12 protein-coding genes are annotated in these 17,693 nt (G+C 66.8%); 2 read left to right on the top strand and 10 right to left on the bottom strand.

Annotated elements, in window-relative coordinates:
* Positions 1-142: 142 nt before the first annotated feature.
* Both Pla108_RS03950 and Pla108_RS03945 read right to left on the bottom strand, forming a co-directional pair.
* Complete coding sequence (locus Pla108_RS03950) at positions 143-3,406, bottom strand: TAT-variant-translocated molybdopterin oxidoreductase (RefSeq protein WP_146443226.1); 3,264 nt, start codon at positions 3,404-3,406, stop codon at positions 143-145.
* 104 nt (positions 3,407-3,510) lie between these two features.
* On the bottom strand, positions 3,511-4,209 hold the full coding sequence (locus Pla108_RS03945) for a cytochrome c3 family protein (RefSeq protein ID WP_146443224.1): 699 nt from the start codon (positions 4,207-4,209) through the stop codon (positions 3,511-3,513).
* Between the two features lie 243 nt (positions 4,210-4,452).
* On the opposite strand from Pla108_RS03945, the gene Pla108_RS03940 reads away from it, so the two are divergent.
* Together Pla108_RS03940 and Pla108_RS03935 are read left to right on the top strand one after the other, a co-directional pair.
* Complete coding sequence (locus Pla108_RS03940) at positions 4,453-5,895, top strand: peptidoglycan-binding domain-containing protein (protein ID WP_146443222.1); 1,443 nt, start codon at positions 4,453-4,455, stop codon at positions 5,893-5,895.
* A 96-nt stretch (positions 5,896-5,991) separates the two neighbouring features.
* Positions 5,992-7,377: a glycoside hydrolase gene (locus Pla108_RS03935; RefSeq protein WP_146443220.1), complete on the top strand. Its 1,386-nt coding sequence runs from the start codon at positions 5,992-5,994 to the stop codon at positions 7,375-7,377.
* A 33-nt stretch (positions 7,378-7,410) separates the two neighbouring features.
* Here Pla108_RS03935 and Pla108_RS03930 read toward each other — a convergent pair whose 3' ends face one another.
* The 8 genes from Pla108_RS03930 to Pla108_RS03895 all read right to left on the bottom strand — a co-directional run bounded on the left by Pla108_RS03930 (position 7,411) and on the right by Pla108_RS03895 (position 17,604).
* The gene (locus Pla108_RS03930) at positions 7,411-8,562 is read right to left on the bottom strand and encodes a glycoside hydrolase family 18 protein (protein WP_146443218.1); all 1,152 of its coding nucleotides are present in this window, start codon (positions 8,560-8,562) and stop codon (positions 7,411-7,413) included.
* 62 nt (positions 8,563-8,624) lie between these two features.
* The gene (locus tag Pla108_RS03925; RefSeq protein WP_146443215.1) at positions 8,625-10,289 is read right to left on the bottom strand and encodes a right-handed parallel beta-helix repeat-containing protein; all 1,665 of its coding nucleotides are present in this window, start codon (positions 10,287-10,289) and stop codon (positions 8,625-8,627) included.
* A 79-nt stretch (positions 10,290-10,368) separates the two neighbouring features.
* Positions 10,369-11,310 (bottom strand): LOG family protein, encoded by a 942-nt coding sequence (locus Pla108_RS03920; RefSeq protein ID WP_231934281.1) that lies wholly within the window; start codon positions 11,308-11,310, stop codon positions 10,369-10,371.
* Positions 11,311-11,498: 188 nt separating this feature from the next.
* Complete coding sequence (locus Pla108_RS03915) at positions 11,499-12,908, bottom strand: MBL fold metallo-hydrolase RNA specificity domain-containing protein (RefSeq protein ID WP_146443213.1); 1,410 nt, start codon at positions 12,906-12,908, stop codon at positions 11,499-11,501.
* 186 nt (positions 12,909-13,094) lie between these two features.
* Positions 13,095-13,463: a prepilin peptidase gene (locus Pla108_RS03910; RefSeq protein ID WP_146443211.1), complete on the bottom strand. Its 369-nt coding sequence runs from the start codon at positions 13,461-13,463 to the stop codon at positions 13,095-13,097.
* A gap of 41 nt (positions 13,464-13,504) precedes the next feature.
* Entirely contained in the window at positions 13,505-14,761 is a 1,257-nt protein-coding gene (locus Pla108_RS03905; protein ID WP_146443208.1) for a TlpA disulfide reductase family protein, read from the bottom strand.
* Between the two features lie 102 nt (positions 14,762-14,863).
* Positions 14,864-16,822, bottom strand: coding sequence for a UbiD family decarboxylase (locus Pla108_RS03900; protein ID WP_197526221.1), 1,959 nt, complete (start codon positions 16,820-16,822; stop codon positions 14,864-14,866).
* Positions 16,823-16,971: 149 nt separating this feature from the next.
* A complete protein-coding gene (locus tag Pla108_RS03895) occupies positions 16,972-17,604 on the bottom strand; it encodes a hypothetical protein (RefSeq protein WP_146443204.1) in 633 nt (210 codons plus the stop codon).
* Between the last annotated feature and the right edge of the window lie 89 nt (positions 17,605-17,693).

The following is a 17,693-nucleotide window of genomic DNA, read 5'->3' as shown; positions in this document are numbered from 1 at the left end:
TGGTTCTCTTGATTCACCGCGGAGTCGCGGAGGACGCGGAGACAGTCGCAAAGTGATTGGTGGTTGTCTTTCTTTGAACGAGCGAGCGAAGAATTCTCAGCGTTTTCTTCCGCGATCTCCGCGTCTCCGCGGTGAACTCTTCTCAAGCGTGGGCTTCTTCGTGGTCGTGTTCGTCGCTGTGACCTTCCTCGTGGCCCTCGTGCTCGTCGTGGCCATGGCCATGAACCGCGGGGTCGAGGTCGGGGCGGGCGAGCATCGGGTGCGGGTTTCGGACTTTCGCGAGGAACAGGTTCCGCGGGTTAGTCATCAGCTCGGTGAGGATGCCGTACGCCCGGTCCGACGCGTGGGCCTTGCTGACCTTCGACGACTCGTCGCGGAGGTCGCCGAACTCGATCGCCCGGGTCGGGCACGCCTGGGCACAGGCCGAGACGACTTCGCCGTCCTGAATCGAGCGGCCCTCGTTCTTGGCGGTGATCCGGGCGGCGGAGATCCGCTGCACGCAGAAGGTGCACTTCTCCATCACGCCGCGGCTGCGGACGGTCACCTCGGGGTTGATCACGAGCTTCTGCAGCTCGTTGGACGCCTCGTACAGCTTCTTCGTGTAACGGAAGTAGTTGAAGCGGCGGACCTTGTAGGGGCAGTTGTTCGAACAGTACCGCGTGCCGATGCAGCGGTTGTAGACCATGCCGTTGAGGCCCTCGGCGTCGTGCACCGTCGCCGCGACGGGGCAGACCTCTTCGCACGGCGCCGTCTCGCACTGCTGGCAGGTGAGCGGCTGGTGGGCGACCTGCGGGTTGACGAAGTTCTCAGGGTCGTCCGCCTGCTTGAGATTCGCCGTTCCCTTGAAGTAGCGGTCGATGCGGATCCAGTGCATCTCGCGGCCCTTGGACACCTGGTCCTTGCCGACCACCGGGACGTTGTTCTCCGCCTGGCACGCGACCATGCAGGCGTTGCAGCCGATGCACTTGCCGAGATCGATCGACATGCCCCAGGCGTAGTCGCCCTTGTATTCTTTGAGCTTCCAGAGGGGTTCCGTCGGACGGTGCTCGCCATCGACGTGGACCATCACCTCGTGGCTCATCTCCGGAGCGAACTTCGGGTGCTCCTCGTAGTGGTCGAGCGACGCGGTGCGGATCAGCTCGCTGGTCCGCCTGCCGATCGCCTCGAGGCCCAACGCGTCGATCGCGTGGTGGTCCTGCGTGGTCGCCAGCAGGTAGTCCTTGCCGAGCGACTTGATCTCAACGCCTTCGGCGATAAAGCCGGTCATCGCGGCGCCGCGGAGCGGGTAGATGTCGACGCCGACCGGATCGGCCGGGGCGGGGATCCAGAGCGCGGCGAGGTCGTTGGCGTAAAGGCCTTCGGCCGCCTTGCCCGATTCGGGGTCAACCAGACCACCAACGCGGCCCGCCGCGGTGCGGCCATACCCAAGAGCGATCGCGATCGAGCCAGCCGCTTGGCCCGGCATGACGTAGACCGGCGCCGTGACGCTCGTCTCGCCGACCGACAGCGTTGCCGTCTTGCCGTGCTGCAGGCCGAGCTTCTCGGCCGTCGCGGGCGACACCAAAGCGGCGTTGTCCCACGTCAGCTTGGTGAGGAAGTCGGGCGTCTCTTGCAGCCAGCCGCTGTTCGCGAGTCGGCCGTCGTAGGTGCTGCTGCTGGGGACGAAGACGAGCTCGATGGCGTCGTCTCCCCCGGCTGACGCCGGGAGCTCAGGGGCTGCCTTGGCTTGACCAACATCGACTGGCTCGGCCGCCGAGTCGGCGAGCAGCCCGTCGTACAGCATCTTGTTCCAGGCGGCTTCGCCGGGGACATCGGCCGCTTCGCCGAGGGCGTCGGCGACCATCTGGCGGGCGTTCGGCGAGCGGTCGCCGGCCACCAGGGCCAGCAGCTCTACGACCGAGCGGCCATCCAGCAGCGGTTCGATCATCGGCTGGCAAACGCCGACCGTGCCGTCCCAGGCGATAACGTCGCCCCACTCTTCGAGCGGATGGGTCTGCGGCAGCGACCATTTGCAGGCCCGCGAAGTCTCGTCGTCGTAAACGCCGAGCCGCACCGTGTGGGGGACCTTTTCAACCGCTTCGGCAAAGCCGGGGGCGTCGTAGCCGGGGTTGCCGTCGAGCACGAGCAGCGTGTTGACCTGCTCGTCCTTCATCGCCGTGAGGAGGGCGTCGATGCCCGCCACTTCGACGCGGGGCTTGGGCTCTTCGGTGAAGACGACCGTCTTGCCGACGTTGCCGAGCAGGCCGTTGATCTCGTGGCCAATCGCGTGGACCGCGGCCGGCTGGCCGGGGCCAACCACGACGACGCTCGTCCCCTGGTTGTGCACCAAATCATCGGCAAGCGCGGCGAGGAACTGCTCGGGGGTCGGCTCCCCCTCGACGGCGTCGCCGTGATCGTGATCGCCCGCCGCGAGCTCCTTCACCTTGTCGCGGAGCTGAGCGAGGTAGCCGCCGATGGCGGACGACTTGAGCGGCAACCGGTGGTCGGCCGCGGCGCCGGTCGGGCTAAAAAAGCTCTCGACCGACCAGAGACGGTTCATCTCGCCATCGGGGTCCCGCTTCTCGGCGTAGTCGCGGGCCGCCCGCATCGAGTCGGGCATCGCCGTCAGCAGATCGGCGTCGAACGTCGCGATGACTTTGGCGTCCGATAAACGGTAGTTCGACCGCACGCGTTGGCCGAAGGCGAGCTCGGCGCCCGCCAGCTCGTTCTCACGGGAGATGGCGTCGTGCCGATAGAACTTGGCCGCAGGGTACTTGTCCTTCACACGGTCGAGGGCCGCGTAGAAGGTGTGCGAATCGATCGAAGGGGTGAGGATCGCCAGCTCGGCGCCGTCGCCCAGCTCACCAAGCCGCTCGTCGAGGAAGCTCTCGAAGTCGTTCCAGTTCTTGCCAAACTTCTGCGAGCCGTCGCGAAGCTGGACGGCCGTCGCGCGGTCGGGGTCGTAGAGGGCAAGCGTCGCCGCTTGGGTGAACGAGTCGGCGGCGCCACGCGACGCGGGGTGATCGGGGTTGCCCTCGATCTTGACGGGGCGCTCGTCGAACTTCGTGACCAGCAGGTGACGCGGGGCGCCGGCCCAATGGATATTGGTGGCGTAGTGCTGGTGCGTCCCGGGGATGTAACCCTCCGGCCGGTTGGCGAACGGCGTGATCTCGTCCGTCTCCCAGCGGCAGCCGGCGGCGCCCGCCAGGGCGAACGACGCGCTCATCAGCTGCATCCAGCGACGGCGCGAAACTCCCTCGGGAAACTCGGACGCCGACTGCGGAAACTCCCGCGCCAGGAACTCCTGGAACGCGTCGGTGCTCTGCAGTTCGTCGAGGCTCCGCCAGTAGGGGCTCACCCGACTGGAAGCGGGGCCCTCGCTAGAGGCGGCACGAGAGCTGACGGGATTTTCGGTCGCTTGGGTCATCGCTGCGGTCGGGAAGGGACGCGGCAGTGCTTGGATTGAATGCTTCGCTGGCGCCGACCCGCTCGGGCGAGGCGCCCTCGGGGATCAGCCCGCGCCGGCCGCGGTTAGCGGTGGCACGTTGTGCAGTTCGTGTTGGGGTGGACCCCCAGCTTGTCGGCGACGGCGGCGCCAACCTCGGCGCGGGAGCCCTCGCCGCTGACCTCTGGGTCCCACTCCATGTTGGTGATCTGATCCAGCGGGCGGAGCCGCGGCTCGGGATTGCGGTGGCAATCGAGACACCAGCTCATCGACAGCGGCTCGTGCTGATAGACGACCTCCATCTTGTCGATGCGGCCGTGGCACTCGACGCAACCGACACCCTTGTTCACGTGGGCCGAGTGGTTGAAGTAGACGTAGTCGGCCAGGTCGTGGACCTTTTCCCAATAGATCGATTTGTCGGTCGCCAGGCTCTCACGCACTTTGGTGAGCTTGAGGCTGGTCGTGTGGATCGCCGTCTTGGCGAGCGTGCCGTCCGGGTTCTGTGTGGCGTTGTGACAGTTGCCGCAGGTGTTGGTCGCCGGGATCGCCGCGTGACCCGCCTTGTCGACCGTCGTGTGGCAATAGCGGCAGTCGATCTTCAACTCGCCCGCGTGCAGCTTGTGGCTGTACGGGACCGGCTGCTCCGGCTGGTAGCCGGTGTACATCACCCGGGGCATCGTGCCGTAAAACAGCACGGCGCCGGCGTAGGCGCCGCCTGCGGCGATGCCACCTAGCACCATTAAGGTGAAGGTATTGACCCAGGGCGGAAAATGAAACTTGTCCACGTCGACGGGGCGGCGGGGGCTTTTGGGTGGGTTTCGTGCACTCCCTTTCGGGCAGCGCAGACGACAAGCAGCCGGGTAACGTACCTGTCTAAGCCGGACCCTGATAGCCACCTTTGAGTCACACCCCATCGGGGGGTATGCGGCGCCTCGTCTGCGCAATTCGCAGGGGCTACCGCGACCGCAGCGCCTAGAATGAATGTTCCCCTGTTTGCGACTTGCCAAACGCTCTCTAAACGCTCCGCCATGCCATTTCGTAGCGCTGCCACCACGCTCGCCCTCTTGTTCTTGCTAGCGTCGTCGGGCGCGTCGGCAGCTGACTTCGAGTTTTACGGCCGGGCAGGTGACGCCATCGAGCTCGACTTCGGGGCGTTACCAGGCGTGGCCGCCGGCGCAACCTTTGGCGGGCTCTCCACCGGTGGCTTCTTGGGGCACTCGGTCTATACCAGCAGCCAGCTCAGCCAGGGATCGTTCGCGACCGACGGCCGCCTGTGGGTTCTCGCCAACCCGCGTTTCGACACCCCCGGCCAAGGGGATGTCAATTCGACCGCCCGCGGCTTCCAGGGTCGTCTCGAGGGGAGCCTGGTCATCGGCGGCCAGACGAAGACCTTCGCCGTCACCGTACAGCCCGGCTACACAGGCGCCGGCGACGGGGCGGTCCTGCAAAGCTTCGAGCGGGTCAACCGCACAGCCAACAACCCGCTCTACGTCGCCCAGCAACAACAGCGGCTCCGCTACTTCGGCTTCGTCGCGGAAGGGGGTTCGCCCGTCGCGGTGAGCGGCGCGTTCAACACCGCCACCGACACGGCGATGCAGACCTTTCAGGCCGTGTTCGATGGCGGCGTCAACGCGACCCAGTCGTCGTCCTCGCAGGCCGACGGCATCGTCGGGCCGACCACCGCCGCCTGGCTCAACGCGGCCAACGCCCCAACGTGGGACGAACTGATCGACCCCGACCCGCAAGTCCCCGGCACGTTCAGCCTCAGCAACCTGATCGGCGATTTCGACATCCTCCCCGGTGGCGACCGAAGTGGAACCACACCGCAGCCCGAGCGGTTCGGCGCCAGCTGGGCGCTCGACGTCTTCACCAAAGGCTCCGCCCTGGCGAAGCAGACGACCGGCGTCACTCAGATGACCAACGGAATCTCGACGCTCGATGGTTACGGGTCAGGCGCGTTCCATTCGTCGCACCGCGTCGGCCTTGATATCGATGTCCACGTCGACAGCTCGACCTGGAACGTTGGCAACGGCTCCCTCAGTTTCGCCGAATCGCAGGTCGTGCAGCACGCATTGGCGTTCATCAACGCCCCCGGCACGACCGGCGTCACGCGGGTCCTGACGTCGAACAACGACATCCGCAACGCCATCAACGCCCAGGCGCCCGGCGTCGCGGTTCTCGACGCGTCGAACGGCCACCTCAATCACCTTCACATCGACGTCGGCGTGCCAACCCGTATCGACGGACTCGCCAACCTGCCGGGCGACTTCAACTTCGACGACGTGGTCGACGCCGCCGATTACACCGTCTGGCGAGACGGCCTCGGCAAGACCCTCACCCAAGCGGATTACACGGTGTGGCAAGCTAACTACGGCGCCGTCCGCGGCGGGACGGCTGCCGTTGCGGTCCCCGAACCGACCGGCGTTTTGCTCCTCGCCGCAGCCGCGTTCGGCCGGCGTCGGCGACGCTGATCGTCCGGGACGGTCGCAATCGCCTCAACGGCGGGACAGAATAGTGCGACGCGTTCCTAAGTCCCCCGTGGCGTTCCGCATCCCGTGGATTTCCGCATGAAGTCTCTGCCGATCTTGATGTTGGTCTTGATCGCATTTCAATCGACGCGCGCCGAGGTTGCGCTGACGATCGACGTGGACTCCCCCGAGGCGTACGCCTTCGAGGGTTGGGGGACGAGCCTCTGCTGGTGGGCCCATCGTGTCGGCGGGTGGCGTGACGAATCGCTTGGGCCGCTGCTCGACGCGATCACCGACCCGGTCGACGGCTTGGGGCTCTCGGTCTTCCGCTACAACATCGGCGGTGGCGAGGCGCCCGACCACAATCACTTCCGGCGGTACGCCGACTTGCCCGGCTTCCAGGCCGGCCCCGACGCGCCGCTCGACCCCAACGCCGACGAGCGGCAACGCCGCGTCCTGGAAATGCTCGTGAGCCGCGTTCCCGACGCGGTCCTTGAAGCCTTCAGCAACAGCCCCCCCTACTGGATGACGCGCAGCGGCTGTGCGGCGGGTGGGGTCCTGGGCCAGCCCAACCTGGCCGACGACCGGGTGGACGATTTCGCCGCGTACCTCACCAACGTGCTCGCCGCCTACCGCGACCGCCACGGCCTGGTGTTCCGCTCGCTCGACCCGTTTAACGAACCCAACCAGCCGTGGTGGAACACCTCCGGCAACCAAGAGGGTTGCCACGTCCCCGAGGGGCAGCAGTCGGCCGTCCTCCTCGCCGTGTCGCAGGCCCTTGCTGAGCGCGGGCTCGACAAAACAACCACCCTCGCCGCCACCGACGCCCACTCGATCGACCTGGCGCTCCACAACGCCCAGCGGCTGACGCCCGCGGCGCTCGCTACGGTCGGACAAATCAACACCCACACCTACCGCGGCTCACAGCGGCGCGAGTTGAGCGACTTCGCCGCGACTGAGGGCAAACGGCTTTGGCAGTCCGAGTCGGGACCGATGGGACTTCGCAAACGGGGTGGCGGCGTTCTGCTCGCAATGATGCGTCGTGTCGCCCTTGACCTCAATGAACTGCGGCCCACCGCCTGGGTCATGTGGCAGGTCGTCGACGTCTCCTCGCAGTGGAGTTGCTTCCATCTCGACGATCCAACCGAGACCTTCCGGCCGAACTCCAACTACGGGCTCTACTCACAATTCACACGGCGGATCCGACCGGGAGACCGCATCGTGCCAACGGCCGACGCCGCGGTCGTCGCCGCGGTGTCGTCAAACGACCAGCGTCTCATGGTAGTCGTCGTCAACGACGATGACGCCCCACGACCGTGTCGCGTTGGGGTCCGCGGCGCCACGCCCGTCATCGGAACCGCCGAGGGGTCGAGCTCGTCGGTCGATGAGGCCCGGACCGTCGTCGCCGTCGAGCAGGACGAATCGCTCCGTTTCACAGCGCCGCCCGAGTCGGTGACGTCGGTCGTTGTTGAACTCGACCGCTGATCGCGACGGGTCTGCTGATCGCGAAGGGCCGGGTCACTCCGCCGGCCAGGCCTTGTCCGCCGCCTCCAGCAACCAGTGGCGATCGTCCGGCATCCGGTCCTGATGGAGCGCCCAGAAGAACAGGCCCCGGTAACCCTGCTCGCGCGCCCAGGTCGCCTTGCCGAAGACCGAGTTGCGGTCGTCGTAGCTGATCAACACGGGGCCGTCGTAGACGTCGGGGTCGACCGGCGTCAGGGGCGAGGCCGCCGCGGCGGGCTTCTCTGCTTCGGGGCGGCTGAGCCACGGGGCGCGGCTCTCGTTGTCCCACTCGGCTCGCCACCCTTCGCCCACAAGCTTCCGCACCGCGGCGAACGGCAGCGCGCGGTGGTGGCGCGCCAACTCCGTATCGAGCGGCTCGAACGGCGACTGGGCCGGCATTGACCGCGCATACAACGGGACGCCAACAACGAGCTTCGACTTCGGTACGCCCCGATCGGACTCCCAGTAACGCATCGCGGCGGCGACGCTCCGGGTCGCCTGCTCGGGGTCCTTCGACGACGGGAAGAGGGGGGCGTGATGCGCCGCGTGCGGCGACCAGGGCCCCGCCATGTCGTACGCCATGACGCTCAGCCAATCGACCTGCGTCGCCACCGTCTCGGCGTCGACCCATTGCCCGAAAAACTCCGTCGGGTTGACCGTCGCCGTCAGCAGGTAGCGGGTCGGGCGTGATGACTTCTTCGCCTCGGCGTCGAGTTGGCGGCGGAGTTCGCGGATCAGCCGCCCGTGCGCCGCCCCGGTCGCCTCGTCGCGTGGCCATTCCCAATCAAGATCGACCCCGTCGTACTTGCCGTCGCGCACCACCTTGAGGACTTCGCCCACGAACGCCTGCATCGAGGCGGCGTCAACGGTTGCCTTCTCGAGCCCCGAGACCGTGACGCCCCCGCCAATGGTGACGATCACCGGAACGCCGTTCTTCCGCCCGTCGGCGGTAAGGGCCGCGTTGGGCATCGCCTCGGTCGTGACGAGCTTCCCCTGGGCGTCGACCCGCAGGAAGGCGTGGCAGACGTGCGTCAGCGACTTCCAAGGGATCTGCTCGACCGGCAAGTCACCGAAGGTGGCGAAGTAGCCCACCATCACGCGCTCGGCGGCGACGGACGGTAGGGCCAAACCGAAACAGAAAGCGGCAAGCAACAGCGGGCGGAACACGTCGGTCAACCTCGGGGGGGGTGGATTGTCCTCCTATCGTGACCTGCCCGCGAGCCGCAATTCTACCCCCGACGGCGCCGCATTTGCCGCCAGGCGAGTCCGAACAAGAGTAGCGTGGCGGAAGTCGGCTCCGGTACGGCGGCCGTCGCGAGCGACGCCGCGTAGGCGTCGCGCCACACGGTGTAGTCGGCGGCGTCGACGACACCGTCGCCATTGCCATCGGCCAGCGGGGCGTCTCCCGTGTAGCCATAGCTTTCCGCCCACAGCAGTCGGTCGCCTGGGTCCACCACACCGCTGCGGTCGTAGTCGCCGCTTAGCGTCGAGCAGATCGAACAGTCCTCGGGGCGGATTAGCACAAAGTCTCGGAATGCCCCGACTTCGAGCCCGAGTTCGGCTGGCCTCACCAGCCAATCGCCCGACAGCGGATCATTTGACAGCGGATCGAACTCGCTCCCGTCAGCCTTGGCGGCGATCAGATACTCACGGAAATGGGGAACCGTAAAGGCGGCCGTTGTGGCCGAATCGGCATCGACGCCGACGACCCAGACACCCCAATCGAGCTCCCATCGCATCGCGAACCCAACACCCCAAGGCGCTCCGACGCCGTACTCGCCGTCCGTCTCGGGAACGGGGAGCGTCACGATCGAACCGGTCGAAGTGGGGTTAGCCGTGTTCCGCCATTTGTTGCGGGCGAACGTGAACGAAGAGGCGTTGACCTCCGAACCGACATTCACAGCTTGGCTCCAGGCGGCGCCGTCGTACTCGACGTAGTTGTCGGTGAAGACGCCGTTGCTGGTGTCGATGATCGTCGCGCCCGGGTTCTCGTTGAGGATCCGCATCGCCCAGCGCGACGGCTGTCGGAAGTCGTTGTAGCGGGCGACGCCCCCGTCGATATTGACCCAGTTCATCGAGCTTGAGCCGCCGATCACCCGGTTGCCAACGAACGTGATCTCGTCCGCTTCGTAGCCGCTGTCTCCGTCGATGAAGCGGAAGAACTCGCTGCCGGTCGAGCCGCCCGCTTGCAGGGCGCGGCCCGCGCCGGCGGGCAACTCGAACAGGCTGCTGCGGACCGAGATATTCTTTCTGCCCCCCTTGGGCCTCACCCCGCTGCCGTTGTCGGTAAGCGTGACACTGCGGAAGTGCGAGTTCTGGATCACGCCGTTGTGCGACCCCACCGGATCGATTGCGCTACCGCTGGCCCCCCAGTTAAAGACCTTCACTCGGTCGAGCAAGAAGCCGGTGACGCCCGAGAGCTTGACGCCATCGTTGTTGCCGGAGGCCGCCATGTCGCGGACCGTCACATTCCGCAAGGTGATGTTGGTCGATGGCGTGGCGAACGTACCGCCGTCATCGATGTTGATTCCATTGCCGGATTGCTGCTCAAAGGTAAGCCCCTCGAGCGTGACGCCGCTGGCGTCGGAGAGCTGGATGCCGTTGACGCCCCCTCGGAACACGATCTCCTCGGGCGCGTGGGGGTCGCCGGTGGCGCCGCGGATCGTCACGTCGGTAAGGCCGGCCCGGAAGTGGCCGCCGTTGTAGACGCCCGGCCGCAGCGAAATGGTGTCGCCCGGCTGAGCAGCCGCCAGCGCCGTGGCGAACTCCGCCGTGCTCGTCACGTTGCGGGTAGTGGCGTCCGCCGGCGTCGCGTAGAGGGCAATCGCGATGAGCCACCACCGCTTAAAGAGCGTTGTCGGCATCCGGCGGTACCCGGTAGGCGCTTGGAGCATTACGCTGCGGGGCGAGAACCTGGCGCTCGGAACGCCGCCGAGGGCGTTGCCTACGCGCTACGCAAGTTCCTCGCGGCCGTCACTCGATACTGTGAAACTTCGCGATGATTCCCCAAGCCTCTTCGGGCGTCTCGGCGTAGCTGATCAGGTCGAGGTGTTCGTCGGCGATGACGCCTTCGTCGGCGAGCGACTGGAAGTTGATCACCGAGTCCCAGTACTCCTTGCCGTAGAGGATGATCGGGATCGCCTGCATGCGGCCGGTCTGGCGGAGGCAGAGGCAGTTGAACAACTCGTCGAGCGTGCCGAAGCCGCCGGGGAAGACGACCAACGCCGCGGCGCGCAAGATAAAGTGGAACTTCCGCATCGCGAAGTAGTGGAACTCGAAGCAGAGCTCCGGCGTGATGTACGGGTTGGGCTCTTGCTCGTGCGGCAGCTCGATGTTGAGGCCGATCGACTTGGCGCCAATCTCGAACGCGCCGCGGTTGCCCGCCTCCATCACGCCGGGGCCGCCGCCGGTGGTGACGACAAACTCGCACTTGCCGTCGATCTGGCAGCGGCCGCTGACCAGCTTCGCGAATTCGCGGCACTCGTTGTAGAAGCGGCTCTTCTTCAGCCGCGCCTCGGCCCGCACCACGCCGCGCTTTGCTAGGTGGCTGTCGGGGTTGGCGTCGAGCTCCGCCTGGGCGGCGGCGAGCTTCTGCTCAGCCTCCTCGTGGGGGACGATCTGCGTGCCGCCGAAGACGACCACCGTGCTCTTGACGCCCGCCCGGGAAAGCAGCAGCTCGGTCTTCTGCAGCTCGAGCTGCATCCGCACGGGCCGCATCGCCGCGTCGCGGAGCCAGTTGGTGTCCTTCTCCGCCAGGACGTAGGTGGGCGACGCCAGGATCGCCTGGCGGTTGGCCTCGACCTCGGGCGGCAGCGCGACCCGGTGGGCGTCGAGCGAGAAGTCGGGCGCGACGTCCATCGGCTCCGGCGGCTTGCGGGCGGCCGAGCCGATGTCTTTGGAGGGCTTATTGGGCATTGGGAGGGGGCGCTCGTCGCTAGTGGTCAGGCGCTAGGCGGTGCTAGCAATCGGGTGGGCGTGAGCCGCGTCGTCCTCGACCGCGGCGGGGGATAGGATATCGCGCAGAGACGCGGAGACGCAGAGGAGATCATCCGACACCGAAAGTGTTGTGCAATCCTCTGCATCTCTGCGCGAGTCTCTATCACTCACTTTAGTTCAGCCGACTCCGCCATCGCCGGGACGGTCACTTCCCAACCCCGCTCTTTGCGGAGCGTCGCGGCGAGGGCCGCGGCGCTGTCGGGCTCGCCGTGGGTGAGGAAGGTCTGCTTCGGCGCCGTTTTGATATGGCTCAGCCACCGCAGCAGGCCCGAACGGTCGGCGTGGCCCGAGAGGCCGGGGACTTTTTCGATCGCGGCCCGCACCGGGATGTCCTCGCCGTGCATGCGGATGGTTGGCTCGCCCTCTTCGAGCCGCCGGCCACGGGTGCCGACCGCCATGTAACCGCCGAGGATGACCGTGGTCTTCGGGTCGGGGAGCCGCTTCTTGAGGTGATGCACAATCCGGCCGGCCGTCATCATGCCGCTCGAGCTGATGATGATCGCCGGGCCGGGGACGCTGTTCAGCGCCTTCGACTCCTCGACGGTCTTGCAGAGATGGACCGCGTCGCCGCCGAGGACCGGGCGGTCGCCGACCTGGCAACTCCCCGCGACGCCGCAGAGCTGCGCCTCGGTGAGGTCGTGCTCGTCGCAGTGCTCGCGATAGATCTTCGTCGCGTTGACGCTCATCGGGCTGTCGAGATAGATCGGCAGGTCGGGGATCCGTCCCTCGCACTTGAGCACTTGCAGCAAGTAGATCAACTGCTGCGCGCGGCCCACCGCGAACGACGCCATCAGCATCACGCCGCCTCGCCCAATGCCACGCTGCACGACCTCATCGAGACCGTCGAGCAGGCTGGCGTCGGGATGGTCGCGGTTGCCGTAGGTGCTCTCACAGACGAGGTAGTCGCACTCGGGCGGCGGCGCTGGGTCGAAGTAGAGCGGCCCGTCGTAGCGGCCGACGTCGCCCGAGAAGACGAGGCGAGTCGTCTTTTTCTCTTCGCGGACCTCGATCTCGATGAGGCACGAGCCGAGCAGGTGACCCGCGTCGCGCCACTTGGCCCAGACCGGCCCGGCGATGTGGCGCCAGTCCTCGATCGGCGTTTCGTGGAAGAGCTTGACGGTCTCGATGACGTCGCGGCCCGTGTAGAGCGGCAGCGCCGGATTGTGCTTGCTGAAGCCCTTCTTGTTGGCGTAGGCGGCGTCCGCCTCTTGGATCTTCGCCGAGTCGAGCAGGATCAGCTCGGCCAGCTTCACCGTCGCGGCGGTGCAATAGATCGGCCCGTTGAAGCCTTCCTTAACGATCCGCGGCAGGTAGCCGACGTGGTCGAGGTGGGCGTGCGTCAGCAGCACGGCGTCGACCTCCCCCACTTTGAACGGGGTGTCTTCCCAATTCATCTCGCGGAGCTTCTTGACGCCTTGGAAGAGCCCGCAGTCGATCAGCACCGTTGCGCCGTCGGTTTCGAGCAGGTACTTGCTGCCAGTAACGGTGCCGGCGGCGCCGTGGAAGGTGAGTCGCATATGATGAGGGGTGGCTGGAGGCTGCAGGAAAATTAGAGTGGCCGATCACCCCCCTCCGTTTCAGAAAGGGGGGCAGGGGGGAGGGGCAACCCGTTCAGCATAGCTGATGGGGCGAATGCCCTTTGGACGGTGTGTCGAACGTGGCGCTACCCGCGGCTAGCGCCGACGGCTCAACTCGAGGTGCGGTTAGCGGAAAAAACGGCCGACACTCCACATCCCCGCCACCGCGAAGAGTAGCGCAAACGCCACCTCCCAGAGGAAGTAGCGGATCGGGATTGGCGTGTGGCAGTCGCGGCAGCGGCCGCCGAGCAGCAGGTAGCCAACGATCGGCAGGTTATGCCACGGGCGGATCTTATGGCCACAGACGGGGCAGGCGCTTGGCTGAGCGACGATGTCCTCGCCGCGCGGGCTCCGCAATGCGACGACATTCAAGAAGCTGCCGATGCAACCGCCGACCGCGGCGAACCAAACGGCGGCCGCCCACCACGGCGCCAGCTCGAGCCACCATGGCGTGCGTTTGAAGCCCTCGAACAGGTTGGGGAGCCAGTCTTCCATGCGTCCGTTCGCGATGAGCCGTGGGAGTTCGGGGGAACGGCTCAGATGCCCGCGGCGGCGTCGTCCTCCGCGTCGTCGGACGACTCGCCGGCTTTCTCGGCCTTGAGTTGTTCGAGGAACGCCTCGATCTCGGGCTGCGGGGCGTCGGCGTCGGCTTCTTGCGACGCGGTCAGGGCGCGCTCTTGGTAGGCGATGGCTTGGTCAAGCTCGCCCATCTGGTGGTAGAGGTGAGAGATGGTGTCGAGCAGGTTTGCTTGCGGGTCGTCGTCGGTCAGCAACCCTTCGGTGGCGTCGGCGGCGGCCTGCAACAGGTCGTTGCGGAGCGGCGCGCCCGACGCGGCCATCTTGTAGACGCCCCAGGCGAGTTGGTTGACCGCCCGCGGGTCGTTGTCGAGCCGTACGAGCATCTTATCGAACTCGCCGACGGCGCGCTCGGGGTCGGTCATCATGATCTGTTGCGACTCGGCTTGGTCGGCGAACTCCAACAGGCGGCTGGCGAGCTGCTTCTTCGCCGGGTCCTCGGTGCTTTCCGCCATATCCTTGGCGAGCTCTCTGGCCGCCGCGAAGTCGCCACTCCGCAAGGCGGCGATCGCGTCGGTCTGCAGCTTGTCCAGCCGTTGCTGCTCGCGGAACTCTTTCGCGAACGCCGCGCGGTCCCAGGCGTCGCTGACGATCGCGTCGAGAACGCGGTCCATCTGCATGGGGTGGCCGATCCATTCGACGAGACCTGTCTTGCCGACGAGGAACGCGGTGGGGATTCCCGCCTGGGCGGCGGCTTCCATGTAGTCGGCGCTCGTCGAGCCATCGGGGTCCGACGTGAGCCGGTAAGCGCTGGTCAGTTCGCCGTAGGTCGGGGGCTCCTCGGCCTTCGAACCGCGGACGGGGAGTTCGAGGAACGCGTTGACCGTCTCGGCGTCCTCGTCGCTGACGCTGATGATGGTGACGTCCTTGTCGGCGTACTCCTTTTGTAGCTCGGCGAGGTGCGGCATGCTCATCACGCAGGGGCCGCACCACGTTGCCCAGAACTCGACCACATAGACGTTGCCCGACTCGAACGTGACGGGACCTTCGGGCGCGTCGCCGCTGTACCAGTTCGCGATGTCGAGCGCCGGCGCCTTCGAGCCGATCGACAGCAACTCGTCGTCTTCGGCGGCAGAGGCCACCGCGCCCTCGCCGTCGGCTGCGGGCGACGCCGCCTCGCTACGGGCCTCCACCTGTTCGACCTCGGTCGCGAGACCTTCGCACCCGGCGTTGCCCGCGTAGGCGAGGCCGACCAACAAGAAAAGCGAGACGCGCATGGCGACAAGACCTGGAGACAACGGAAGGAAAACCCGTACCGGGCCCCAAAAGCCTACGCCGCCCGTAGGCCGGAGCAAAGCCGTTCCCCCAGCGGAGTCGGTCTAAAAAAGCCCCTGGAGCGGGCCGCCCGAGGCCGCCATCGCCTCGATTTTCGCCGTGATGGCGGGGTCTTCCTCCATCAGGGGGGCGTGGTGGGGCTTCACCCGGGCGTCGATCACTAGCGGGCCGAGACACCCCCAGTGCTTCTGACGGACAAACGGTTTGACGCCCCACACGTCGGCGGCCGGGTTCGCCCGGGTGAAAACGGCCCAGAGGAAATTGCCGATCCCCTCCCGCCCACTCGTCGCCGCGACGAAGTCGGGGTCGTCCGCGACGACGATCAGCCGGAACCGGCAGAGCGGGTGGTCGAGCGGCAGGCCGCGGCAGAGCCGATCGATCTCGGCCCGGGCGCCGGCGTGGGAGTCCGCCAGCCCCGCGACCTCGACCGCCTCGCCCGACTGGTCGCCGCGACGCGACGCGTCGTAGTCGAACGACGGCGCCGGCAGCCGCGGCCCACGCACCGCGACGACCCCCGGCATGACGACGCGGGCGTCGCCAAAGCCGTCGGGCAGCGTTCCGCCAGCGGACAGCTCGGTCGCGAGGTCGAACTTGGCCGGCCCCGCCGCCGCGACGACGAGCTTTGAGCCGGCGTTGATCGAGTCACCCGAGTAGTCGAGCGTGTCGATCGTCGTCTGGGTCTGGAAGTGCAGGTCGCGCGTCCAGTTGGCGCGGCGGAGCACCGCTTCGAGGAACGGCCTGATCGCATGCAGATCGTGCAGGGCGTCGTCCCGTTGCGGCCAACAGCCGGCGTCGACGATGAACAAGAACTTGGCGAGCGACAGCTGACCCTGGCCGAGGATCGCCGACGCTTGCGTGAGGATCTCTTGGGGACGCGGTTCGCCGTAGAATGGCATGTATCGTTCACTCCCCACGGCCAACAGCAGCGGGTGAACGCCGGCGGCGTCGACCGCATTGACGCCGAGCACACCGGGGAGCACCGTCGGGATCACGGGGCCGGTGAGGTCGTGAATCAATTCCCCGAAGGCGGTGTCTTCTTGCGGCGGGCGGCCCACCACCGTGAAAGCCCAGACCGCGTCGTTGCGGTGATAAACGCGCTCGACACGCATCACGGGGAACGGGTGCTGCAGCGAGTAGTAACCGAGGTGATCGCCAAACGGCCCCTCGGGCCTCATCCGCGGAAGGCCGCTCTCGCCGTCGTCGCCCGGGATCACCGTGCCGCAGATCGCGAAGTCGGCGTCGGCGTAGACCGGCAGCCCGTCGCGGCGCCGCGCCATGCGGATCCGTCTGCCCGCCAGCGCTCCGGCAAAGGTCAGCTCGCTCATCCCCTCGGGGAGCGGCATCACCGCGGCGAGGGTCATCGCCGGATGGCCGCCGATAAACGTGTTGACGCGGAACGGCTTGCCGAGTCGCCGGGCCGCCGCCTGATGGACGCCGATCGAGCGGTGCAACTGATAGTGCAATCCGATCTCGCTGTCGCGCTCGTAGTCGTTCCCCGCCAGCTGGATGCGGTACATGCCGAGGTTCGACTTCATCAGCCCCGGCGCGTGGGGGTCTTCGGTGTAGACCTGCGGCAGCGTGACGAACGGGCCGCCGTCGCGGGGCCAGCTCGTCAGGTTCGGCAGCGAGCTGATCGTCGTCTCGTTCGCCAGGACGGGGCCCGAACGGACCGAGCGGGGGAGCATCCGCAAAGCCGTCAGCGGCGCGCCGGCGTAGCGTAGCGGCGATTTCAACGCCCGGGTCGGGTCGATCTTCAACTCGATCAGGCGCTGCACCGACTCGTAGGTGTGGCGGAACAGGAACTTCGACCGCTCGAGCGTCCCAAACAGATTGCTCGCCATCGAGAATCGGCAGCCCGCCACGTTGGTGAACCACAGCGCCGGCCCGCCCGCCTGAAAGACCCGCCGATGGATGGCCGCCGCCTCCAAGTACGCGTCGACCGGCGCGTCGATGCGCCGTAGATGGCCGTAACGCTCGAGGTCGAGGAGGGAGGAGCGGAGCATTCGATTGCGGATTGGGGAATTCGGATTGCGGATTCGGCAGCGGTGACTCGTATCCTAGAGCAGGCCATGTCTATCGAATAACCGGTGAACGCCGAAGCAGGCCACGCGCTGCCCTACCGACCAATCCGAAATCCGCAATCCGAAATCCCTCACCGTCGCTTCCGCTGCAACCGCATCCCTTCTTCGCCGTGATGGGTCAGCAGCAGCGCGCCGACGGCGGCGAACTCGGCAAAGAGTTCAAAGACGGTCTCTTCCTCGCCGGGCCAGGGGTACGCGAATACGAGGTCGAAGTCATCGGGGTCGAGGCCAAGTTCGTCGTACGCGCTGGGGGCGTCGTTGCTGAGCCACGTCACGGTACGGGCCAAATTGTAAGCATTGGCTTCGAGCACCTCGTCGCCGCCGTCGGGGACGAAGCTGCCGTGGATAAACTCGGTCTCAATGTTGTGATCCTCGGCGAGGGCGCGGGCCTCGTCGACGAGCTCGCTCTCGATCTCGATGCCGATCGCGTCGAACCCCAGCAGGCTCGCCTGGCAGGTGACGACGCCGACACCGCTCCCCCATTCGACGAACCGGCTGCCGGGGGCGAGGCTTAACGCCGTCACCTGGGACAGGGCCCGGTAGCTCTCGACAAAGTCGCTCGGCACGAACGCCGGCGCCGGATTATCGCGGCGCCGGTGGTGGAACCTTTCGATGCGGTCGTCCGCGTCGTCCAGCAGGTCACGCATCCGCTGCGGCAGCATTAGCGGCGGGACGACCAGTTCGATTTCGAGAAGACGCGCCATCCGACACGCACCCTGAGCAAGAGAGAGGGGAGCCCTAAGCGCCAGCGCCGGGAGTCGGAATACCAAGCGACTCGGCCGTGGCGCTACTC

Source organism: Botrimarina colliarenosi, assembly GCF_007859955.1.
GTDB classification, from domain to species: domain Bacteria; phylum Planctomycetota; class Planctomycetia; order Pirellulales; family Lacipirellulaceae; genus Botrimarina; species Botrimarina colliarenosi.
This window is presented reverse-complemented; position numbering and strand designations above follow the sequence as displayed.